The sequence below is a fragment of the Paenibacillus sp. cl141a genome, assembly GCF_900109305.1.
Classification (GTDB): domain Bacteria; phylum Bacillota; class Bacilli; order Paenibacillales; family Paenibacillaceae; genus Paenibacillus_AQ; species Paenibacillus_AQ lautus_A.
This window is the reverse complement of the sequence record NZ_FNZO01000006.1, coordinates 32,418-55,508: the sequence shown is the minus strand read 5'-3', so window position 1 is coordinate 55,508 and position 23,091 is coordinate 32,418. Positions and strand designations below refer to the sequence as shown.

The following is a 23,091-nucleotide window of genomic DNA, read 5'->3' as shown; positions in this document are numbered from 1 at the left end:
CACCTTTTTTTGACGCAGATCAATTGAGAACGAAAAGTGGACCGAATGTCACGGGTCCGTGTGATCATCCTGCAGCGTATGGGTTGGAATAGTAAAATAGAAGGAAGAACCGGCATTTTCACGGCTCTCGACGCCAATGACGCCGCCCATCAGCTCAACCAGCTTTTTACTGATCGCTAGCCCTAATCCGGTACCGCCATATTTACGGTTCAAGGATGGATGCAATTGCGAGAAGGAAGTGAACAGCTGATGCTGGAGCTCAGGCGCTATGCCGATTCCCGTATCCTTTACTTGAAAAGCAATCGTGAACTCCTCGGTGCCCGTCCTGCGAAGTCCTTCCACGCTCAACGTTATGCTGCCCTCATGCGTGAACTTGATGGCATTGCTGATGAGATTCACAAGCACCTGCCGCAGCCTTAGGGCATCGCCGATAATGACGTCGGGGACATTGGCGCTGTTGATGTTATACGATAAGGATAACCCTTTTTCCTTGGCTTTAGCCGAGAATAAATCAACAACGAGTTCGAGCAAGGAGCGCAAATCAATCGGTTCATGATTAAGGGTCATATTGCCGGTCTCGATTTTACTGAAATCGAGAATCTCGTTCAGGATATGCAGCAGCGAGCCGCTGCTCTCCATGAGAATATGGATGTAATTCTGTTGGTCCTCGTCGAGCTCTGTCGTGCTTAACAGCTCGATCATTCCGATAATGCCGTTCATCGGAGTCCGGAGCTCGTGGCTCATCATGGTGAGAAACTCCGTCTTTGCTTGATCCGCCCGTTCGGCGTTCTCCTTGGCGCGAATGATCTCTTTCTCGTCCGTAATATCGCGGAATACCATGACGGCGCCTTTGTGCTCTCCTTGATCCCAAATCGGATTAACCTGGTAATCGGCCAAAAAGCTGGTACCGTCTCCACGCCAGAGTACGATTTCGGCTCTGGACAGGGGTATGCCTTGTTTGACTGCCCGAACGAGAGGAGAATCTTCCCCGCGAAAGAAAGTGCCATCATGGCGGATTTCTTTGATGATCTGGTCGCAAGGTCTTCCAATGGTCGTTGCGGGTTCGTAATCCAGCATGGCTGCCCCGGCCGGATTGATGAAAGCGACTTGCCCGTGAATGTCCAGACCGATAATGCCCTCGGATACCGTGTTCAGCAACAGGGAGAGCTCCCGGCTGAGCTTCTTGATCTCTTCCATCGTCCGGATGCGTTCGGTGATGTCCCGGGTAATGCCGTATACGCCGACGACTTCGTCATCCACAAAAATCGGAATGTTGATGGTATTGATTTCGATGGGACGCCCATCCTTATGAATGATAGTTAGATCATAGCTTTGAGGTATGCCTTCCTTCGCCTGATTAAAATGAAACAGTGTTCGGGCCATGTCCTTTTCTGCTACAATCGGCCCGAAATACATCCCGATGAGCTCATCTAACGTATATCCCGTCAGTTCCTGCAGATTCTGGTTGGCCGTTATATAATCACCGTCCAAATTCATGGAGTATACGGCGGATGGATTGTACTCGAACAGGGAACGGTAGCGCTGCTCGCTTTCCTTCAGCTTAAATTCCATTAATTTTCGCTCGGAGATGTCGCGCGCAATCGAAATAATTTCATTCTTCTGTCCGTCCTGGGTGCTGATGTACTTGCAATTGACCTCAAACCAGATGTGCCTGCCATCCTTATGTATATATCGGAAGGTGATCGGCGCGAGCATTTTGCCTTCCAGGCAATTCTCTAAATACTCCTGCAGCGGCGCAATATCTTCAGCGTAAACGTAGTCAAAAGTACTAGTGCCGAGCATCTCCTCGGGGCGATACCCGAGCAGTGCGTAGCAGGAAGGCGAGCAGTAAAGAAACGTAAAGCAGTCGATGGTGCTTCGCGATATGAAATCGAGCGAATTTTCGGTGATGAGCTTGTACTTATTCTCATTCTCCAGCGACTGCTGCTCGATCATCACCTGTTCGGTAATATCCTGTGCCATGCCGACCATCTCCATGGGCCTTCCTTCGTTCGTAACGGAGACTTCCCACTGGGCCCTGATGGTACGGATTTGTCCGTCTTTAAGCAAGATCCGGTATATGATTTCGTCTGCTTTGCCCTGTATGGCCGTTCGCACAACCTGTTCAAGCCGCTCGCGATCCTCCGGAATGACTAGGGACATCAGTGTGTCATGATTTGGCTCGGTGGCATTGATCTGATATCCGTAAATTCGCCTCATTTCATCGCTATAGGTAAGCGTATGCGTGATCAGGTCCCAGCGCCAGGAACCGATCTTGGCAATCCGCTGCGCATGGGCCAGCGTATCCTCATCCGTTTTTCGTTTGGTTATGTTTCGTCCTATGGCCAGTACCTTGTCAACTTCACCTTGAGATCCCAGAATGAGCTGAAACGACGTTTCAAACCACAAATAATGTCCTTCTTTGTGGCGAATGCGTCGAACGAAACTATCTTTCTCCGAATATAGTTTGCCTGGTTCCTTCATTTGCTCGGAATCGACTTGATGGTAATATTTACTGCGATGTTGACCGATCATTTCCTCTTGGGTGTACCCCAGTATGTCAGTGGCAGAAGGTGAGATGTATTCGATAATGCCGTCAGCGCTGCTGATGGATATGAGGTCTTGTCCGCTTTTTGAAATCAGTGCCAGCAGCTCGTCATTCTTGATGATCGGCGGCAAAGTCGACTCCACCTGCACGGTCCCGGATTCCAGGCAGCACATGATCCACGGCGCCCTGTCTTGGGTGGGGGGCTCAAGCAGGGAGATACTCAAGGTGACATGTACTCGGCGTCCGTCATGGCGGATAAAATATGAATCTCTCGAGAGAGTGGACGTTGGGTCATATATGAATGATTCTAAAGTTTGTTGAATAGGTAGGTTGGATAGAACTTGGATTTCGGAAGGTTTGAGCTGAAGAAGGTCAGAACGATTGGTTTCCGTTATTTCGCAGAATCGGTCGTTCACCATCGCAACAGGCACGTCAACCGCAGAAATCAGGATCGCCCCAAAAGGCAATTTGTCAAACATCTGTTCCCAGACCCAATTCTCCGTTGTTTGCATCATGTTCATAATTGCCTCCCTAAACTAAGCTATACCATTTGATCATAGAGGATAGGATTGCTCTATCGCAATAGAAAATACCAAAGTTAAGTATTGACTGGAAATCCGGGCGCGTGAAAGCCAACCGATAAGGGGAGTATTCTTATGGCTGGCCGAGTTTAAGCTAACAGATGCTTCATTTTTGCATGCATGTTTGCGATTGTTGTTTAGCAGCATATTTACTTGTGCAGAAGTACGCGATCGTCGAGGTTTTTATCAAAATAATGCCCGGCATAGGAGCAAGCGGGGATGATTTTCAAGTTTTCTTCCCTGGCGTAGTCGATCACTTTTCGTACGAGCTCATCGGCAATGCCTTGCCCCCGAAGCCCGGGAGAAATATAGGTATGATCGATGCTGATCACTCCGTTCCCTTGTGGGGAGTAGGAAATTTCGGCTACTTTTTTACCGTTGTCTTCAATATAAAAGCTGTTTGACTCCGATTGTATATTTCGTTTGTCCATGATGTTTAACCTCCTTCATCTGGTTGTACTATACCCGTATCGACGGTGCATTAAACGGATTTGCGGATAGGCGAACACCCTTGAGAGGGCATTTGCATACAATGCGGGTAGAAGAGAATGAAGGAGGAGCAAAATGAACCATTATTCAACTCAACCGCAAATGCTGTTTCAATGCGATCACCAGTTGGTACATTCCATGAAGAAACATAGAGAAAGCGCCCATTCGGCCATGAAAAACGTGGTGAATCGCAAGGTAAGAGTGCATACGATGGATGATGAAGCCATTGAAGGTGTCGTCATCAATGTCGATGCAAAGAATGTGTACATTCTTGTAGAACAAGGCAACAGAGGTTTTTACCCGGGATTCTCTCCATTTGTGCCATATGGCCCCAATCCTAATGTCGTATTGCCGTTAGCCTTGTTCAATCTATTGGCAGTCAGCTTGTTGTGGTAGCAAAAAAAGAACCTGCGGTCCGCAGGTTCTTTTTTTATGATAATTATATGCCCAATGCTCCCTGTGCGGACGATGCGTGGTTCGGGGCATGCTTGAATGGCTGTCGACCAAAAAAAAACATTTACATACATACTGTATGTATGTTAAATTGAGATCATTCCATATACAAGGAGATGTTTTCCATATGAAACTACAAGGATTTTATCCCGTCATCATGACAGAACAGATTGCCGAAAGCGCAGACTTTTACACACGGTTGTTTGGTTTTGAGGTTGTTTTTGAAGCGGATTGGTATGTAAGCTTGAAGAAGGGAATCGAGGGACCCAACGCTTACGAGCTGGCGATCCTGTCCAAAGATCACCCGACGGTTCCCTCTGCCTATCAGCAGCGTGTACAGGGGTTGATTCTCAATTTTGAGGTGGAGGATGTGGACGCCGAGTACGAAAGGCTGGTCATCCAGGAAAAGCTGCCGCTTCATCTGGACATTCGTGATGAAGAGTTCGGCCAGCGGCATTTTATTATCAGTGACCCGAATGGGGTGTTGATCGATATGATTAAGATCATTCCACCTTCCCAAGCCTTTATGGAGCAGTATAATGAAGAGGTGTGGTCCACGAAGGATGACGGCGCCGGCGAATGAGTACATGCTCCACGCAGAAGGATTACTTTGGTAAGAGAGCTTGCGGAATTTCTGTCTCATCGAGGCAAGCCGCATGCACCAGAGCTTCCTCGGGGGCATTTATTAAAAGCCGCAAGCCGCTGACTTTTACATTCGGAATCGTCTGATTATACGGTCCATGGGTCCGTCAGCATTCGCTAAGCTTCATGGTGAAGGGTGTAAGACCAGGAAGTGCTGGGGCTTCCGTCGTCCTTGAGAACTGCATCCGAATGATGCATAGGAGAGAATAACGCAATTATGAGAAGAACCAAAAGCGAAGCGAACGAAACCATACAGCTGCTGCTAAAGGTGGCGAGGGCACAGTTTACGGAAAAAGGCTATGCCCATGCGGCTTTAGAAGAGATTGCCGACGAAGCTCATGTTACCCGCGGCGCGCTGTATCATCATTTTAAGAATAAACAAGGGCTGTTTCTCGCCGTGCTCGAACTAGTGCAGACGGAAATCGGGCAGCGCGTGGAGGCGGAAGCGGACCGTTACGTGGATCCTTGGGATCAGCTGTTGTTTGGATGTCGGGCTTTTATTTCGACCGTGGTCGAACCGCAGAATAAGCGCATTATGCTTGTTGACGGCCCGAGTGTCGCAGGCTGGGAGTCATGGCGCGAGATGGACGAGCAGAATTCAATGAGTCACCTGAGGGAACAGTTAGTCTCAATGCAGCTTCAGGGAATGATGAAGACCACTCCGGTGGATGCTTTGACGCGTGCCCTGTCCGGAGCCTTAAACGAATGCTCGCTGTGGGTGGCACAAATGCCGGAAACGGATAAGGGGATCGAGGAAACCATGCATGTGATTGCCGGCATGCTGCAGGGATTCAGGGTTTAAAGCATATGAGAAAGTTAACCCCTAATATGAGCCGGAATACCAGCAAATCTTACAATTTGCATGAATGTTGTAAGCTGGAGAGGTACATCCAAAAATCCATGAAATGGAAAGGGGTTAAATATGAATTCATTGAAACCACTGCAAGCATTTTTGGAAGCACAACAGGACAACCCAATCGAAGCTATCGGAGACTATATTTCCGAACACATTGAACAGAACTGGGAAAAGGTGCTTACCGATAACCGGGAAAAACTGCTAAGAGCATACAACGAGGGTGGGGATATGGCGTACGGGACGTATTTAAACCTGTTGTTCTTGCCGGTACACAGGCAGTTCAAGGAAATGGGAATACGTCCCGCACCGAAATTCCCGGGCGACTTTGACATTTCAAGGGAATGGGGAAGCGAGGAAGGAACCGACCAGCAGCGCTGGATGTGGAGCACCGTTCTGTCGCTGGAGGAAGAGCCGCTAGGTACCATTGTCACGATCATACCCAGTTTCGCGTCCCAAGGCAGCCGCGTATTCTAGCCTTGCATGAGACATGCAAGGAAGACGTCGTTGCGGTCCTATCACTGAAGTCGGCGGACTTTAGCGAGGCGCTCGAATTTACGGCAGAATATGAAGAATATCTGCGGAGTTTGCAGGAGTAGGGGGAACCTGGGAACCACGGATTCATCTATCTGATTACAGAGTCGGTTTCCATGCCTGAGTTGATGAAGTTAAAAAGAAAATAGAAGACGCCTTGAGCCGGATGACGTTATCCTGGCTCAAGGCGTTTTAATCGTTTGGAATCAAGATCTTTGATCAATCGTCAGGTCTAACCAGTCTAATTCTTCCTTAGTTAGGCGGATGTTCGAACCCTCGTCGCAGGATTTCAATTCCTCGGCCGATTGCGCGCCGATCAGCGCGCAAGTAGGGAAGGGCTGGTTCAGTACGTAAGCGAGCGCGATCTGTATGGCAGTCACATTCTTCGAAGCAGCCAGCTGTTTGGCACGCTCTAACCGCTCCCAGTTCGCATCGCTGTAAAATACCCGCACAAGATCCGCGTTGTCCCGAATTTCCGGAGTGAATCGACCAGTGAAGAATCCTCGCGCTTGGGAAGACCAGGAGAGCAGTGGAAACTGCTCGGCTTCGTGCCAGGCCATCGTCTCCGCATCGGCTGAGACGCAGCCTTTCCAGAAAGGTTCGTTCGGTTTGGCCAGGCTGAGGTTCGGACTGCTGAAGGAAAAGCCGACCAAGCCGTTTGCGTCGGCATAGGCATTGGCATCCCGAATGCGTTCCCAGGTCCAATTGGATACCCCGATGGCGCCTACACTGCCGTCCGCAATGTATTCATTCAGAGCCTCGATGACTTCCCCCGCCGGAACCTCAGGGTCGTCACGATGCAATGCGTACAAATCGATGAAATCCGTCTGGAGTCTTTCGAAGCTTATCGTGATATCGTGTTTGATGTCCTTTTTGCTGACGCGAGGGCCGTTTTGGTCATGATGGGCACCCTTTGTCAGAATAACGAGCTGATCCCGGTTCCCCCTTTCCTGCATGTACCTGCCGATGACTTCTTCGCTCTGACCGCCGCAGTAGATATGAGCGGTATCAACGGAATTGCCGCCGATCGCAAGGTAAGCATCCATATTGGCGGCAGCTTTCTCGTACGAATCATGATAGAAATAGTCAGTTCCTTTCATGAGTGCAGAAACGGGTTTGTTTAATCCCTTAATTGATATATATTTCATGTACATCTCCTCCTTGAGTGAATTACAGCACGATTCTCGTACGTTCGTGGGCAGATTGCAGGCAGGCATCGATGACTCTCATGTTGCGAACCGCATCCTCCGTCGAGTAACGGAGAGACTTGCCGTACAGAACGGCTTCTGCTATCCGGTCGCCTTGCTCGCTGTATGCGTTTGCATGAGGAACCTCGATTTCTTTGCGTCCATCGCCGGTCGTTAAGAAGAAGTTTGCGCCGTTCTCAGGCAGGCTGTAGGCGTATGGGACTTCAATCAGGCCATCCGTGCCAACAATTTCAAGGGGATTCCGATTAGCCGCCCACATGCCGCAATCAAAGGTCAGGGAAACATTGCCATCAAATTCGATCAAGCCGGAGGCCATCATGTCGACATGATCATGCTCAGGCGAGAAGAAGGCTTGCACGGTAACCGCTTCCGGTTCTTTATCCAGCAGGATGCGGGCGGCATTGATCGGATAACAGCCGACATCATAAATCGAACCGCCGCCCCAATCTTTGCGAAACCGGACATTTCCATGATTAGCCGAGCTGTTAAAAGTAAACGCGCTGCGAATGCCCCGAATTTCCCCAATGGCCCTGGAGTCGATCATTTCCTTCAGGACATCGTATCGCGGATGATAGCGATACATAAAGGCTTCGGCGAGAATCACGCCCGCTGTCGCGGCCGCGTCAGCCATTTCGGCCGCTTCTGCTTCCGTCAGCGCCAGCGGTTTTTCGCACAGTATATGTTTGCCTGCTTTCGCTGCACGGATGCTCCATTCTTTATGTAGATGGTTAGGCAGCGGGATATAGACAGCATCTATGGAAGAATCCTCAAGCAAGGACTCATAACTGCCGTATGCAGTCGGAATCTTCAGTTCCTCGGCGGTTTCCTCTGCTTTTGCCTGGTCACGGCTGGCAATGGCAACGACCTCATTGAAACGGGATTGCTGCAGACCGGGTATGACCGAACGTTTGGCAATGCTGGCGCATCCAAGTATCCCCCAACGAAGTTTTTGAGTCATGTTCATCAGCTCCTATACAACTTATTAAGATTATATTGCGATTATAAAAGACAAGAAATAAAATTGATATAATATTATTTTGTAGTGTAATACAACAATATTGTCATTGTAGGGGGATGGAGATGAAACGACAAAGCCATCTGCTGACACTTCCGCAAATGCCGTTCTTCTGTCTGCCGGAATCGGTAGGGATCTATCGGGATGAGCCGGATCACACGGTGACACGGGCAGCCGGTTCTTTAAACAATTTCAATATTCACTATGTTGCTTCCGGGAAAGGGCATGTTGAAATCGACAATGTCGTTCATACGCTCGGCCCAGGGGAAGCCGTGCTGTATTTTCCCATGCAAGCTCAGCATTATTACAGCAGCGAGGACGATCCTTGGGATGTCCGCTGGTTCCATTTTTATGGCAGCGGCCTGCAGAATTATTTCATCGAGCGCGGTTTTCATAAAAGCCAGCTTTGGAGCATTCGGCAGCCAGCCGTCTTTGAGGAAGCGCATGAAGCGCTCCTGATTGAGGCGGAAACCCATCGCATGCTGAAGCCTGCGCAATTGTCCACCTTGACGTATTCCTTGTTAGCCGTATTCGTGGAACAGGCGTCCTCCTTATCGGACAATAAATCCAACAATTCGGCGAACCGCATTCACGAGCTGCTGCCCATCATGCAGCAGGAAGCTGCACAACCGTTTATTTTGGAAGAGTGGGCGGCTAGGTTAGGCGTATCCACGTACTATTTTTGTAAATTATTCCGCAACGTCATGGAGATGACGCCGATGGATTTTGTGACGCGCTGCCGTCTTCAGATGGCTAAGCAATGGCTGCTCGATCATAAAGATAAAACGATCGGACAAATTGCAGTGGAAGCAGGTTACCCGAGCGTCAGTTACTTTAACAAGCGATTTATGGAGCACGAAGGCATGACGCCATCTTCCTATCGTCGCTTGTATGGGGTATAGTTATATGGATTACGTCGTCAGGTCAGGTAAGAACTCGACTTAGGTCCAGGTCCTAATCACACCTATAGTCGGTTATGGAAACGGCTTGCCTCAACTACAATGAAATTAACGAAGGATTTGACGAAATCCGGATTCTATGAATAGTTCATCAATGTATGTGGGGGAAAGCCAAATGTCCGATAACAAAAATATATATGTTCTACTGACTGATACGGGAACGATGTTTACGAAATTGATCAAACGAATCACTGCTGCGCCTTATAATCATGCCTCGCTGGCGCTCGACGAGAACTTGAATGAAGTGTTCAGCTTCGGACGAAAGTGCGCCAACAATCCTTGGGTCGGAGGATTCGTGGAGGAGGATGTGTATGAAGGAACTTTTCGCCACTTCCCCGGCACGCGATGCGCTCTGCTTCGTCTCGAAGTCACCCCTCAGCAATATGAGGCGGCAAGACGCGTGATCCGGCATTACCAGGATGAAGAGGAAGCCTATGGCTATAATCTCATCGGCATGTTCGGCGTGCTGATGAGACTCGATATTACGAGGGAACGATCCTATTTCTGTTCGCAATTCGTCGCCGAAGCGATGAAGCAAAGCAGAATCCATTTATGGGATCGGCCTTCCTCGGCAGTAACGCCGAATGATTTTTTTCAGCATCCGGCGTTTGAGGTTATCTATGAAGGGATGTTATATGATTATCCGCTGCTCGATCAATCCAGATTGGCCGGATGCCAATACCCTCTCCAAACGGTTGCTCGATGAATTATAAAATGCAATCTTTATGTTAAACATCGCCCCCTTCTACCCATCGTGGAAGGGGGTTCTTATATCATCGCATTGCCGAAATGTCTCTATATGCTAGGATGGACTCGGTAAAAAGTTACCTTAATTGTGCATTAGCGCGCGCGATGACGGACTCGATTTTTTGTTCGTAAGTATGGATGCTTTTCTTTTTGGCCAAGATCTCCCCTGAGAGCGTCAGCAGCCTGGACAGGGCATCGCTGGTTCTGGCGGATTCATTGGCCTTTACGGCGGCTTTGAAATTTTTCCACTCGGTTGTCATTAGTTTATTTGGCGTAGTAATAGCGCTTTTATCGCCTTTGATCTTGCTTTTGTACGGATCGATTTCGGACAGGATGGAACGGACTTTAGCCGCTTTGGAAGTTCTCTCTTTTTTGGCCGCCGTAAGCGCAGCCTGCTTGTTTCGTATATCCTCACGTCCCAAGGCAACCAGGAGCTTCATGCCGCCGGCCTGCGACTGCAGCATTTTGGATAGCGATTTGTCCTTCAGTTTTTTGGCTGCGGCGATCTGTTTATTGAGCGCGGAATAGGCATCAAACAGCGGCTGGTATTTGGATTTGGCTGTTTGGAGCTGATCCTCCAGCCTGCGGATTTTGTCCTTGTCGATTTCGCTTATTCGTTTGCGAGTTTCCGAAGCTTTGGCTTCATTGGCATAACGAAGGGAAGAAATTCGATCGTCCCAATCCATGACCTGTTTCCGTTCCGATTTAAAATCATCGTACTGCTTCTTCAGTTTCGAACGAACGGTTCCGCCGGCCCGGTCTGCTGTGGCATTCAATTGAGCTTGAACCGAATCGGTGAACTCAATGGCTGCAGCATTCGCGAAAGGAATGGGGGTAAGGGTGAGTAGCAGTACCATCGCAAGGATAGAAAACCATAATCTTTTCAACATCATAATCGCTCCTTCTCTTATTATCATTCCAGCCCAGAAGATCAAGCTGGGGAGCCTCCGCTAACGACAAAAAACACCCGTTAGAAAGGCGTAATAAACGCCAGACTTACGGGTGCTTCCTTCGTAAGGGTTACTGATATGCTTTTTTGTAAATATACGGGAAAAACCTGGTTTTGTCAAACGTTTATTCCCCTTTCGTGAGCGAAAACCCACCAAGAAGGCTCTTCCACGCATCCGAATTCCCTTCCCAGGTCGCCCCCTTCGGGATTTGTATGATAAGCACCCGATCCGAGAACGAGGGAAGATTTACGATTTGTTCACGGTTGCCAAGCAGGACAAATAACAGGGTTACGTTCGGGTTGGCGTATGTTTCGCGAATAACCTGGTCTATCGTTTCGGCATCCTTTATATGCGGGATGATGCGTACGAGAAGCGTCTTCCGATCCGAATTCAAGCAGCGGTTAAAACGCCCGATTCTTCGATCCAGCCGTTCGCGGAAAGCAGGGTAGTCATATAGCGGCTGCTCCTTCGGGTCGTTCCGGAAGTCGTGGAAGGATAAACAAGAGGATCGTTTGTCGCGTACATAATAACAGTTGACGGATTTACCGTAGATATCCAGGTTTTCCCGGAGCATGAATTCGCTGAATCGATGATGGATGACTTTGCAAAATTCTCGGGTTGAAGCGAAGTTGAACCAGTCCCATGGACCTGCCATGCGACGCAGGTTGTTTCTTCTAAGCTGAGCGGCAACCTGACAGTTGTGCCCCAGGCTGAAAACGGCATCGAACTCCATTTGGGTTGTCATGCTACCAGACCTCCTCCAATCTATCATTTGATATCATATGCAGCTTGATAGAGTTGGTATGGAGTAGTGACCAAGGGAAGGCTTAGGGACCGCCAAATCAGCATTGATGTAAGCCGAGGAGCGGAACACCGCACCCAAAAAACGAAGCGAAAGATGGATGCGCCTCGTTTTTTTCATATATTCATATTTTCCGCGAAAGATGTCATTTGCATCAAAGAGTCCATGGTTTCAACCTCAAGAGTTCAAGCTGTATTTGATATGCAGCTGCCAAATCAATTCCCTGCGGCTGTTGAGGCCGGTTTTAAGAAAGATGGACTTCAGATGATCCTGAACCGTGTAGGGGGATGCAAACAGGGCCTGAGCCATCTCTTTGTTGGAAAAGCCTCGCAGAATTCCGCTGATTACTTCGTTCTCTCGCTCCGTCAAGCCCAGCGAATCCGAGATTAACGGCAGCATATCCGTTGTATGGGCAGGCTCTAAAGTAACGGCCTGTTTCGACCGGGACCGTTCAGACGACATGCCCGAATGGTGGCGTAAGTGTCGTCTCGGAGCCGAACGTGTGTACATGCGCTCGAAGTCAAGTTCGCAGTTCCGTCGCCTTCAGCCAAAGCCCGGAAACAGACAGCGCGTAGCGGGCGGGGGAGCGATTCAGCCTCCAATCCCTCTGCGTCTTGCAGGGATGACAGCCAGTACCTAACCGCATGATTGTACGAAAGACTATCAAGCGTTTCGGACAGCAGCAACAATCCGGTTTCAGTCCATGGACTCGTCCGATTTTCAGTCGATCGCGGAAAGCTTCGATCACGGAGCGCGGCAGCCATAAATGGGACGAGGGAGGAGAGGAGCTGCCGTTCCTCTTCCTTAAAAAATGGTTGGTCACTCCGGCGGAACAGCGTCAGAAATCCCCAACACATGCCACCGGCCAGCAGAGCGGCTCGCATTTCAACATGAAAACCTGCCGGCTGCAGCACGTTCTGATAACGGGGGGCTTCTGCTCAGTTCCCCGTTCGCAGCTCCGCTTAATGTGGCTACCGTATCCCCGGATTTCGCCTATATGATAGTGATTGTACTCGCTGTGCAAATATTCGTATTCGAAGAGGCGATTATAAATCGCCTCAATGCTGTCATCCGTCACAGCGCCCGTCGAGAGCAAGGTGCGAGGATCTACCGTTGTAAAGCAAGCCGAGTCGAAGGGAATCCAACCGCGCAACTGCCGGATCAGTCCGGTTCGATAGGCACGCGAGGTGGATCTAGCTCCGGCAAGCGCCGTTATTCTATCAATGAGGCCGTTAAGCTGTGTGTCCATATACAGTCCCCCGTTTCATCCGTCCGGAAAACCTCACATTTCTGGGCTAGGTCTATGGCTTTCCATCCTTATAATTGAGAATGATTCTTATTATGTCATGTTTGCGAAACGAATGAAAGAACGAGCAGATTTTCACCGTGAAGAAAAAGGGAGGCTTGAGCATGGACGAAATGAAGACTGAGCTTATTCCGCTCGATTGGAATCAAGCTCATACCGGACGATACCTGGAGACGATCGCCCGGAAAATACCGGGATATTCCTTGATCTATGACATGGCAGAACGACTGATTACAGCTCAATTAGGAGATGGTTACGGCGAAGCGCACCTTATGGTCGTTGGAGCAGGCGGAGGGGAAGAAATCGTGTGTTTTGGCTGCGACCATAAAGAGTGGCGCTTTCAGGGCGTGGATCCCGCATCATCCATGCTGGAGATGATGCGGCAGCGTGTAGAACAGAACCGAATGGCCAAGCGAGTTGCATTCTTCAGAGCACGGTTCACGAGCTTGCACAGGAGAAGATTTATGGCGCAGCTTCATGTTTACTTGTGCTTTCTTTTTGTGGAAGAACTTTCCTAAAAAAGAGAACTACTGCTACAAATCGCATCTCGCTTGAAACCGGCCGCTCCCTTCGTGCTTGCGCTCATTAGCGGTGAAACAGATTCGCTCGCTCGGATCCAAATGGAGGCATGGCGAAAACATATGCGGAGTAACGGCATCCCGGAGGAAGAATGGGAGCGTTTCTCGCATTCGATGGGGGACGGCTCCCGTCCCGGATTACGTTTTGCGGGAGCTGCTCCAAGCGGCCGGTTTTCAGGAAGTTACCCGCTATATCGGCGCTTTTCTGGTCGAGGGATGGTTTGCAGTCAAGGCTTAGCTTAGCCTTCTATAATTGTCGCCTTAAGATCCTAGAGACTTTCCAGTTCGAGTTGGCTCTACTATGTACTAGAATTTTATAAAGTTGGTGATGAAGCATCATGAAGGAACGGATTGTGGTTGTAGGCGGATACGGACATGTCGGGAGTATGATATGCAGGGAGCTCGGAGAGAAATATCCAGGGTTTGTGTACGCTACAGGCAGAAGTTTGGAAAGAGCGGAGCGTTTCAGCCGTGAGACAGGCGGGAATGTGCTGCCGATGCGATTGGATTTGGATCAGCCGGTCATGGAATGTGAATGGGAACGGATAAAACTTGTGGTCATGTGCCTTGATCACTTGGGTAGCGGCTTGCCTCCGGAGCGGGACGCATTATGTGGATATATCGGCAAAGGCAGAATTTCTGTGTCAAGTGGCGAAGTGGCGGAGGATTCCTGATCGACCGCGGTTCTGAGTGTTGGCCTGGCCCCTGGATTAACGAATCTCATGGCGAGCTTGGCGGGTCAAAGTTTGGATGTGACGAAGTCGGTTGATATTTCCATCATGCTCGGTTTAGGGGACCGCCACGGCAAGGCCGCCGTGGAGTGGACCGTGGATAATCTTCTGTCCACCTATCAGGTGATGGAGAACCATTGCCTGCGGACGGTCGCGAGTTTCTCCGCTGGAAGCTCGGTTCCTTTTGGCCGCAAAATAGGACGTAAAAAGGTGTATCGATTTCCTTTTTCGGATCAATCTACACTGTCGCACACCATGGGTGTATCCACCGTGTCCACGCGGCTGGGCTTTGATTCTATCCCTCTAACTTCCATCTCTAGCAAGATGCCGTGCATCCGGATTGCACCGCCTGCTGAAAGTCAAATGGATACGGAATGCTGCGGTTCGGGCGGGATCAGTCCCGGTTGACGGCTAAGGTGGCGATCATGGTTGCGGAGGCTGTGTATAACGGGAATTTGTCGTCCGGGGTATTCCATATTGAACAATTATTTGAGTTAGCGGACAACAAGGATTGCATGGAGAAGGAGGTCAGCTTGGAGGTAAGGAGGGATGGTGAGAGTAATGCATGTGCAGTCTAATTTAGATAGTCGAAAAAAATACCCTTAAGAGAGTCATATCTCTTAAGGGTATTTTTTAGCCAAATTTAATATAGGAATGAATCCGGATTACGGTTATCTTCTTATCTCTTATCGAGCAAACCGGCACGGTACAGGACTGTAATCAAAGAGTAAAAATCAGCACTTCTTCCATGTGGAGTATCAATGACTGGACTGCCGTACTGATCACGCAGCTGGATTAGGGCGCTAACTGCTTTCTGAGCATATGAAGGAATCTGATTTAATTTTTCGCGGTGTTCCAATGCTTTTACGCGATCACTCGTTTTCTTCAGTGAAGATCCTTGTTCGTGGACTCCTTTTTTCAAAATATTTTTACTATGGGTGAGAGCTTTAATTTCAGATTTTAGTATCGAAACCGATTGCTTTAGCTGTTCAAATTGTTGTTTCTCGCTTGGCGTCATTGGTTCATCATCCTTTGCTGTAAAATTGTTGAAGTTCTCTTGAATAAGAGGAATAAAGTATTTCTGAGCGTGCAGAACGGTATTGCCTTTAAAGAAATTAGACCCTGGACAAGATTTTGCAGACAAGCCAGGTAGGTTGGAACCGGATTTGAAATTATATATTCTAGTACCGTTCGGGCTGTACCAATGATGGTATACGATATGTTCCGTATCGATGGGAAGATTGAATGTCTCGCACAGAGCAGCATTAACAAAGGTAATTGTCTGTTGGTGTTCTGGTACCATTACGTCTCCGTTCATATCGAAGTTGCCTATATGTTCTAGGCACAAGGCGCCGTTATTGGCTCCTTTAATGCCGGCAGGCGTGGTGTCAAAAGGACGGCAGACGGCTATTAATCCGTCCGGAAATGTAGTGATGTTCTGTCCGATATCTGACCAACCGTTGGTTTTGACATGATAATTCTTCATCGCCTCTAAACGAACAAAATGATTCTTGCCATTGAACGAGGTATAATTAGGAGCCCATGTGTGGTGATTTTGAATGATGGAGATCTTTCGCGTGAAGGTTTGTTTTTGAAGCCATTCGTAAAATTCGTGACGAGACATGATAATGAATTGACCATTTTTATACATCTTGGTTTCCTTTCATTGGAAGACGAAAATAAAAATAAAGCCACCTAAATTAGGTGACTTAAAAAAATATTTGCTATATAGCTTCAGGAAATTTGCAATTGAACTCAGTTTGACCTAATTCATTAATCAAATAATCCTTTAGATCAAGTAGTGATAGCATATTTGAGATCGTTATCATGGTTTTTAACAATACTTGTAATAATCTGGACGTCATCAACAATAACCCATATCAACCTTCTTTTCGATCACTCTTATTTTTCAATTCACTAATCGCTGTCTTCATTTGTTCAGGCATCGGTAAATCAAGGCGCCCATAATTTTCAATCAAACTAAGTAGCTCGTTACTTATATAGAAAAATATAGCCCCAGTCATTAAACTCAGCGTACCATTTAATCCTAGCAATTTATCCACTTGATAGAGTAGGGCAATAACGGAGAACATTAGAACTTTTTTGAAGATCCCCCAGAATCCCTTATTGGAGTTCCAGCCTTTTGATTTATCCTCTGTTTTTTTTCGACCTTCATAATAAGAAGCAGCCAAACCTGTAAAATAGTCAAATACGACCATTGTTGCTAACACCGTTAAAGGTTGGCTCCAACCCCCGAACAAGAATGTAACAACTGATCCACCTAGGGTATAGGTTAAAAACTTGAATAGTGTAGAATCATACACTGAGTTTCCTCCAAATAATCATAATAAAAGGACTCCAATGAAAGAGTCCCTGAATGCAATTAAATAATAAAATAATAAGCGCCATTTGAAAGACCTTTAACTAAAATAAAACTGTCTAAGTCACTGACGTCTCTTTTCCGCACACTGAGTAAACTATCGAGATCAGTTTCTCCTGGAACTCTTGGATGGAGGAAGCCTCCTAGGTCAGGTACATTCACCGTAATTAGAGCTTCTGTTTCATGTATTTCCTTAGTGGTAATGGTGGCTTCCAGATCATTGATTTGTCTGACATCGATAACGGAGTCCAAGAATTCTTTCTCTTTAATCCATAATGTTGCATCAATTTCGTGCTTATATTTGATCACAATTTCGGAATAGAGGTCTGGAACAGAAGCGGTCATGTTGGCTTCTTTATCCTCATAGAAAGGAATCGTGATTTCTGAATCAAGATCCTCCTCACCCAAAGCCCGAACAACCAGTTCTCCCCCCAAATCTCTTTGTGAGATTAGGATAACGGAGTCTAGGTCTTCATCCTTGGTGTTCTGTACGACCAGTAATCCAAGTAAATCTTCCTGAATCTTCTTGTACTGTGAAACCGTTAAACTGCCCACCATATCTTGTTGAGAAATGATGATTGTGCTGTCGCAATCTTCATTTTTAACAATGGCAACCGTTAGCGTACTCTTGAGTGTCGCATTAGGATCAAGATTTATATATCCATGTAAATCAGGAATACTGGTAACAATGTTAAACTCAAGTTCTTTCGCTAATTTGTTCGCAACAGTAATCGTGGATTCAAGATTTGATTCTTCGCGCCTTGATACAACTAGTTCAGAGCGCATATCTGGTCGATTGACAGTTATGAAGGAAGGAACTTCATAAAATACGGGAACTTCGATTCGGTGAACATAGAGGAAGGAGTCTAAGGATTCAATGCCCACATCACTATGTACTTGCAAATAACCTGTAAATTCCTTATATCCCTTACCATAGATAAACAAAGTCGATTCTAACTCGCTTCGATTTATACTGTAAATCTGCGAAGTGATGTACTTTACAATTAGCAGCGGTGGGATACCGGATTCCTTAGTGAAGAAACTTATCGTTTCATTATTTGAGGTTTTTATCATAAAGCCATAGTTAATTAAATCATAGGATTCCCAGCGCTGTGCGATGTCTAAAACATCGTATTCAATATATCGCTCTCTGGTGTTTAATGTGTATTGATCACTCAATAATTCTAAGGAATATGGTCTATTAGCATGAGTAATCCCCATCTCCCGCCAAAGTGTATGAGGCTGATGAAGCTCAATATTGGCATGTAGAGGTAGGTTAATGTAGTAAAGCCTGAGTTTAACGCTCTCTAGAATTTTTAAGTCGGGGATACGATCCTTAAGTTCTCCAAATGAAACAAAAGACTCGAAATTCTCATCGGTGCCTACACCTGTAAGCATGCTTTTGGTGTCACCATAGTTAATGGTCTGCAGATCATCTCGACTACGGGTAGACGCATCAGCCAAAGGTGGCAATCGGACTTCAACTCTGGGAGCTTCATGCAATTCAAACTTACCAAATAAACGATTATGTGGTCGAACTTCGATGGTAGCATCTAAGAAATTAGAAGAAATGGCTTCGATTACGGAGTCTATCCCATCATTTCCTCTATATTTTACATCTAAAGAGGCATCGATTTGATAATGTTTTTGTGTTCGAACAGATAGCTGCCCGATTATGTTATCGTTGTCCCTAATTTTGATTAAAAGCGATGATTCTAGATCGCTCTCGCCGGAACGATATAGGATAAATCGTCCGGATATTTTATTTTCTAATCGTCTTCGAATGATGACCCCACTTTCAAGGTCATTAAATTCATACAAATCATTCACATCCTATCTCATTGTATTGAGATTATACGGAATCTACTTTAACTCTAATTTCAAACTGCCCGCTTGGAGCAGGAGGAGCAGTTAGAGATGTTGTTATACGAACATAGAACTCCATTTCATCATTGGGGTATATATATTTGTTAAAGAGCAAATAGTCCTCAGGAACAAATACCGGTTTATTGTCATAAGACAACTCCACTTCTACTCCTGGAGGAAGTTGGTCTTTCATGACTTCTAGAATGAGATTCTGTACATCTTGCCCGAGCTGGTTTTTTACGATAACCTTTTGTTCCATGGTAGTTTGTCCAGCGATAACGATGCCAAAATCTAAGTACTTTAAGATGCCTCCAAACGAATTGGAGTAATACTGCCCCGTCTCATCCATAAACATAAGGCCAGAGTATGTTCCAATGAATGTAGTGGACCAAGTGTCTAATTGTCCCCATGCGTCTTGAAACTCAACCGTTAGATCATTATTCTGACCAAATAATATATCTTTTTCTGAGATATTAAGGCTAATATCAATAGGGGAGGGGGCGATAGGGGTAAATTCGCCATTGGAAGGATAGTATGGTTTATTGTTTAGAAACACCCGATATTGGACTTTGCCTTGATCCGCATCTTCAAGTTGACCCATTAATTTATTGCCACCAAAAGTCAGTTGGATCGTGGCGAGTGTGTTCAGTAAGTAGAAAGCAACATCGGTAAACTTAACATCCTCGATTGGAGCATTCGAAACAATTTTCAAGTTGTCTATCTTCGTATATTCCTGTTGCCGAATGTTATCTTCAAGATAATACGCAATCCGTAATTTGTTTTTTCCTTTCTTGTTAAAATCGTTCATCGTTAGGCCAGTTAATGAGTTAATATCCATAGCTTTATTTCGAATCAAATTCTCGTTAGTTATATCGATGGATCGCCATTCATTAAACTTGTAATATTCCCACGTCTTACCCTCATCAAAAGAAAGTAGAACCTTAATTGATCCTTGATCGGATATCTTATTAATGAGTATTTGTTGCAAGTCGCCATAAACCTGAAAATCTTCATCCTGGATAATGAGCTGGGAAAAGGGAAGGGCAGACATATTTATTTTAAACTCGTCAATGTCTTCTTTATCTGTCCATGAAACAATGTCAAAGTCCCGATTTAATTCATCGAGCGGACTATAATTTGCAGTAAGCTCTATATCGGCTTTGGTCTTAAGTGGATCGTCATTAAAGTAAAGTACATCCACATTCCCATTAAATTTATCGTTAAAATAAAAATCCTCGGTTTCAAAATGGACATACGATTGATTTCGAGCAGATTCGTCAGTGTATTCGATGACCTTAACGATCTCATCTTCCCATTCCTCAGCGAGTGTGAATGGCTCTGTTTCAATATTAAATAATAATTCTGTTTTGTTTACAATGTCAGTGAAGTGCGCTATTTCTACATTGCCGAGCAACTGTTTCCATGCATCTTCAGGTAAACTAGAAATATCTTCCATCCCATAATTAACATAATCACTTTCGGTTACGTTGGAGCCCATACTAATCCAGGAATTATTAAAATATTTATAATCCCCTTCATGGAAAGCAAAAGATCGGTTAATGTCGACATAATAATAGAAATCAAAACCAAATGACATTAGATACGTTTTATTATACGATGTTGGGATACTGTCACCACCATTTACATAATATCCGTTTAAAATTGTAAAGGTAGTTTTATTGTCACTTGTTGATAATTTTGTTAAATTAACGTCTGAATATCCACCCTGAGAACCGATTGCGCAAGTGCCATCATAATAGAATAGGATTTTGTATCCTTCATCTTTTTTAATGGAAACTGGATTATCAAGTGTAAACTTGATCCACCCCATATCACGGGTAGTCGAAATACTAGGTGCTGTTCCGATTAGTTGATTACTGGAGTTGTAAATTCTTGGTGCTACATTTACTGTTTGAGATACGTTACTTCTAAACATATACATGGAAGTTATAATGATATCTCTATCAACTTTCATTAAATGTCCCTGTGTGTTATTGACATTACCGAAAGAACTAGCAGACTCGGCACTTTTGTAGCTTACATCAAACCTCACGGTACACACTCCTTTCTAACATTAGTCAATCATTACTCTTTTAATTTTCACACTATTCGTATCGATAGTTCTTTTGAAGACTTTTCCAGTCCCTAGATTGGTTCCATTCTTATCAAGGAATGATTTTGTATCAAGTGTTCTATCCAGATCGATAATTGTAGCTTTATCTATCCCGAATTTAATGAAATCATCTTCATTCGGGGCTTGAGTAACTAGGTCGATTGTTGTCGAATTTGTTTGCATCATTTCTATTTCTGAAATATAGATTTGATACAACCCACCATTATTTTCTGACACATAAATTCTGTAGTACATATAAGCCTTTTTATTATAAAAAACATATTCTCTCGTGGAATACTGAGCCCAATTTGTCTCATCGGTTCTCGTATCAAGGATAGTCCAGTTATTCGCATCGTTAGAGCCCTCAAAGGTCCAGCTTTTAGGAGCAGTATCAACTGATGTATGCGCAAAACTAATAGTATATTTACTAATCACCTTCGGAGTTGGAAATCTATAAGACAACCATTGAGTTTTAGCTTCGCTCCTTAGATTAATTAACCAGCCGTTACCCGTTTTGTTTCCGTCAAATGCTTCCCAGCCAGTTGTAGAAATCGTTGAATGGTTCACTATTCCGATTGATTCTGCATTACTTTTTACTGGAGTAATCACATTTTCCTCAGAATCGGGCATCTTTATTGAGTAATAGTTTCCTGCGCTGGAAACTAAATATTTCTGCTCGAAGACACGCTCGAACATCATGAGTTGCCGAATTCCTACCCAGGACGCATGTCCGTTATTTTCCGAGATATTCAATCGATACTTTAAATATCTCGTGTTGTTAGGGATCGTGCAAATAACAGCGGCTGTCCATACAGTTTGGTTATTCCTGTTATCTAGCATTGTCCAATTAACCCCGTCATTTGAACCCTCAAATGTCCATGACTTTGGGTTGACACCTACTCCACCAGTACCACCGAAAGGGACAATGGTGTATTGACCTATAGCAACTGCTCGTGGGAAATCATATCTTATCCATCCTGATAATTGACCAGCAACCGTTCTCCAATCATTTGTACTGTTGGTAAATGCATTCCATGCAGCACTAGCAGCTGAACTTGCCGTTGAAATGCCCGAAGGCGTGGTATCACTAGTCATCAATGGTATTGCATTATCTTTATTCAAATATGCCAAAACAATCTCCCCAATCTATTGAAACTTAATTTTCTTTAACTTTTGCTTTGAAGTGTCGAATGATTGTTCGAAAGTCTTACCATTGCCTAAGACACTACTTGAATAAGATATCTTTGTATATCGGTCGAATACCCCTCCTATATCTATCGATTCAGAACCATAGGTTAGAAAATCGCTCTCGGTTGCTGTTGATTTATCCAACTCAACAATTGTTCCAAGGTTATAATAGAATAATTCCATTTCCTGAAGAAACACCCTAGTATTATTGCTATCTAGAATATTTAATCGATACATAAAAAAGCCTTTTTTATTGTTAAATGTGAATGTCTTTGTCTCAAGTTCCAACCAGTTAACTTGATCAACTCTCATATCTAACACCTCCCAAGTTGCCCCATCATTTGATCCTTCAAAATTCCATGATTTCGGCATATACCCAGCTCTCGAAGATGTATCACTTGTTAAGCTATACACGTTTATGACTTTCTTAACGGGAAATTGGTAACTAATCCAACACTGAGCGGTTGTAGATTGCCAACTGTTCGTAGCCCCCTTTATTCCGTTAAAAGCTAAATAAGCTGCAAAGTTGGAAGCAGATTCGCTACTTGCATTAACGATTCCTGATGGAGCAATATTACTAGTCATAACTGGAACTAAGTTCTCTGAACGATACGGATTAACTACAGCCTTTATTTTCCCCTCATTTATAAGTAGGATTTTACGGTCATAAATGAGTTCATACATCCCTAACTCGTTTAACGATAAATAGGTGGCATCCCCACTATTTGCTGAAATGTTAAGCCTATAATATTGTTTTTCTTTTGGATTTCTGATTGTAAACTCTTTAGCAACATTTGTTGTCCATCCAGCGATATTAGTTTGTGTATCTAAAACTTCCCACCTTGTACCGTCATCACTACCTTCGAAAGTCCAACTTTTTGGCGCTCTGTTTATTAAATTAGTTTGGGGATATATATCATACTTCGCTATTATCATTTTGTATGGAAACTTATATTGAATCCATCCAGTAGTTCCTCCAGCAGCTGACACCCAAGCACCTGAAGAACCATTCTTATCAAAAGCCATGTATGCAGGATTACTAGAGTTACTGCTACTCGCAGAAGCTTCACCACTTGGCGCAGTGTTCGATGTCATTGTCGGGATCGCATTCACTGTTGATGTATAAGCCATGTTTCCTCACCCTCCAT

At 45.4% G+C, this 23,091-nt stretch carries 23 protein-coding genes and 1 pseudogene; 10 read left to right on the top strand and 14 right to left on the bottom strand.

What is annotated here, in order from left to right; all coding sequences use genetic code 11:
* Positions 1–48: 48 nt before the first annotated feature.
* Both BMX45_RS17685 and BMX45_RS17680 read right to left on the bottom strand, forming a co-directional pair.
* Positions 49–3,063 carry a PAS domain S-box protein gene (locus BMX45_RS17685; protein WP_090911036.1) on the bottom strand — a complete coding sequence of 1,005 codons (3,015 nt, stop codon included), beginning with the start codon at positions 3,061–3,063 and terminating at the stop codon, positions 49–51.
* A 215-nt stretch (positions 3,064–3,278) separates the two neighbouring features.
* On the bottom strand, positions 3,279–3,560 hold the full coding sequence (locus tag BMX45_RS17680) for a GNAT family N-acetyltransferase (protein ID WP_090910833.1): 282 nt from the start codon (positions 3,558–3,560) through the stop codon (positions 3,279–3,281).
* Between the two features lie 133 nt (positions 3,561–3,693).
* Here BMX45_RS17680 and BMX45_RS17675 point away from each other — a divergent pair, with 133 nt between their 5' ends.
* The 4 genes and pseudogenes from BMX45_RS17675 to BMX45_RS31860 all read left to right on the top strand — a co-directional run bounded on the left by BMX45_RS17675 (position 3,694) and on the right by BMX45_RS31860 (position 6,165).
* Entirely contained in the window at positions 3,694–4,014 is a 321-nt protein-coding gene (locus BMX45_RS17675; protein ID WP_090910832.1) for a hypothetical protein, read from the top strand.
* Between the two features lie 184 nt (positions 4,015–4,198).
* Positions 4,199–4,654 carry a VOC family protein gene (locus tag BMX45_RS17670; protein WP_090910831.1) on the top strand — a complete coding sequence of 152 codons (456 nt, stop codon included), beginning with the start codon at positions 4,199–4,201 and terminating at the stop codon, positions 4,652–4,654.
* A gap of 276 nt (positions 4,655–4,930) precedes the next feature.
* Entirely contained in the window at positions 4,931–5,515 is a 585-nt protein-coding gene (locus BMX45_RS17665) for a TetR/AcrR family transcriptional regulator (protein ID WP_090910830.1), read from the top strand.
* 120 nt (positions 5,516–5,635) lie between these two features.
* Positions 5,636–6,165 (top strand): annotated as a pseudogene (locus BMX45_RS31860) (DUF6022 family protein).
* A gap of 141 nt (positions 6,166–6,306) precedes the next feature.
* On the opposite strand, the gene BMX45_RS17655 reads toward BMX45_RS31860, so the two are convergent.
* On the bottom strand, positions 6,307–7,248 hold the full coding sequence (locus BMX45_RS17655) for an aldo/keto reductase (protein WP_090910829.1): 942 nt from the start codon (positions 7,246–7,248) through the stop codon (positions 6,307–6,309).
* A gap of 22 nt (positions 7,249–7,270) precedes the next feature.
* Complete coding sequence (locus tag BMX45_RS17650; protein ID WP_090910828.1) at positions 7,271–8,266, bottom strand: Gfo/Idh/MocA family protein; 996 nt, start codon at positions 8,264–8,266, stop codon at positions 7,271–7,273.
* Between the two features lie 122 nt (positions 8,267–8,388).
* On the opposite strand from BMX45_RS17650, the gene BMX45_RS17645 reads away from it, so the two are divergent.
* Both BMX45_RS17645 and BMX45_RS17640 read left to right on the top strand, forming a co-directional pair.
* Positions 8,389–9,225 carry a helix-turn-helix transcriptional regulator gene (locus BMX45_RS17645; RefSeq protein WP_009591404.1) on the top strand — a complete coding sequence of 279 codons (837 nt, stop codon included), beginning with the start codon at positions 8,389–8,391 and terminating at the stop codon, positions 9,223–9,225.
* A 172-nt stretch (positions 9,226–9,397) separates the two neighbouring features.
* The gene (locus BMX45_RS17640; RefSeq protein ID WP_015734621.1) at positions 9,398–9,988 is read left to right on the top strand and encodes a hypothetical protein; all 591 of its coding nucleotides are present in this window, start codon (positions 9,398–9,400) and stop codon (positions 9,986–9,988) included.
* A gap of 118 nt (positions 9,989–10,106) precedes the next feature.
* On the opposite strand, the gene BMX45_RS17635 is transcribed toward BMX45_RS17640, so the two are convergent.
* The 4 genes from BMX45_RS17635 to BMX45_RS17620 all read right to left on the bottom strand — a co-directional run bounded on the left by BMX45_RS17635 (position 10,107) and on the right by BMX45_RS17620 (position 13,030).
* Complete coding sequence (locus BMX45_RS17635; protein WP_254778125.1) at positions 10,107–10,919, bottom strand: hypothetical protein; 813 nt, start codon at positions 10,917–10,919, stop codon at positions 10,107–10,109.
* A 184-nt stretch (positions 10,920–11,103) separates the two neighbouring features.
* Complete coding sequence (locus BMX45_RS17630) at positions 11,104–11,724, bottom strand: DUF1796 family putative cysteine peptidase (protein ID WP_090910826.1); 621 nt, start codon at positions 11,722–11,724, stop codon at positions 11,104–11,106.
* A 234-nt stretch (positions 11,725–11,958) separates the two neighbouring features.
* A complete protein-coding gene (locus tag BMX45_RS17625) occupies positions 11,959–12,243 on the bottom strand; it encodes a response regulator transcription factor (protein ID WP_254778124.1) in 285 nt (94 codons plus the stop codon).
* Positions 12,244–12,619: 376 nt separating this feature from the next.
* On the bottom strand, positions 12,620–13,030 hold the full coding sequence (locus BMX45_RS17620) for a hypothetical protein (protein ID WP_090910824.1): 411 nt from the start codon (positions 13,028–13,030) through the stop codon (positions 12,620–12,622).
* Between the two features lie 161 nt (positions 13,031–13,191).
* Here BMX45_RS17620 and BMX45_RS31855 point away from each other — a divergent pair, with 161 nt between their 5' ends.
* The 4 genes from BMX45_RS31855 (at position 13,192) to BMX45_RS31840 (ending at position 14,804) form a co-directional block, all read left to right on the top strand.
* A complete protein-coding gene (locus BMX45_RS31855) occupies positions 13,192–13,605 on the top strand; it encodes a hypothetical protein (RefSeq protein ID WP_254778123.1) in 414 nt (137 codons plus the stop codon).
* Between the two features lie 73 nt (positions 13,606–13,678).
* Positions 13,679–13,903: a hypothetical protein gene (locus BMX45_RS31850; protein ID WP_254778122.1), complete on the top strand. Its 225-nt coding sequence runs from the start codon at positions 13,679–13,681 to the stop codon at positions 13,901–13,903.
* A gap of 100 nt (positions 13,904–14,003) precedes the next feature.
* On the top strand, positions 14,004–14,339 hold the full coding sequence (locus BMX45_RS31845) for a hypothetical protein (protein WP_254778121.1): 336 nt from the start codon (positions 14,004–14,006) through the stop codon (positions 14,337–14,339).
* Between the two features lie 48 nt (positions 14,340–14,387).
* Positions 14,388–14,804 (top strand): hypothetical protein, encoded by a 417-nt coding sequence (locus BMX45_RS31840; protein WP_254778120.1) that lies wholly within the window; start codon positions 14,388–14,390, stop codon positions 14,802–14,804.
* 271 nt (positions 14,805–15,075) lie between these two features.
* Here the strand turns inward: BMX45_RS31840 and BMX45_RS17605 are convergent, their stop codons facing one another.
* The 6 genes from BMX45_RS17605 to BMX45_RS17580 all read right to left on the bottom strand — a co-directional run bounded on the left by BMX45_RS17605 (position 15,076) and on the right by BMX45_RS17580 (position 23,074).
* Positions 15,076–16,020 (bottom strand): peptidoglycan recognition protein family protein, encoded by a 945-nt coding sequence (locus BMX45_RS17605; protein ID WP_217648121.1) that lies wholly within the window; start codon positions 16,018–16,020, stop codon positions 15,076–15,078.
* 256 nt (positions 16,021–16,276) lie between these two features.
* Positions 16,277–16,720: a phage holin family protein gene (locus BMX45_RS17600; RefSeq protein WP_090910822.1), complete on the bottom strand. Its 444-nt coding sequence runs from the start codon at positions 16,718–16,720 to the stop codon at positions 16,277–16,279.
* A gap of 59 nt (positions 16,721–16,779) precedes the next feature.
* Complete coding sequence (locus tag BMX45_RS17595; protein WP_175495138.1) at positions 16,780–18,606, bottom strand: DNRLRE domain-containing protein; 1,827 nt, start codon at positions 18,604–18,606, stop codon at positions 16,780–16,782.
* Positions 18,607–18,628: 22 nt separating this feature from the next.
* Positions 18,629–20,695, bottom strand: a complete 2,067-nt coding sequence (locus BMX45_RS17590; RefSeq protein WP_090910820.1) for a DUF4082 domain-containing protein — start codon at positions 20,693–20,695, stop codon at positions 18,629–18,631.
* A 21-nt stretch (positions 20,696–20,716) separates the two neighbouring features.
* Positions 20,717–21,886, bottom strand: a complete 1,170-nt coding sequence (locus BMX45_RS17585; RefSeq protein ID WP_090910819.1) for a discoidin domain-containing protein — start codon at positions 21,884–21,886, stop codon at positions 20,717–20,719.
* 15 nt (positions 21,887–21,901) lie between these two features.
* The gene (locus BMX45_RS17580; protein WP_090910818.1) at positions 21,902–23,074 is read right to left on the bottom strand and encodes a discoidin domain-containing protein; all 1,173 of its coding nucleotides are present in this window, start codon (positions 23,072–23,074) and stop codon (positions 21,902–21,904) included.
* Positions 23,075–23,091 lie beyond the last annotated feature (17 nt).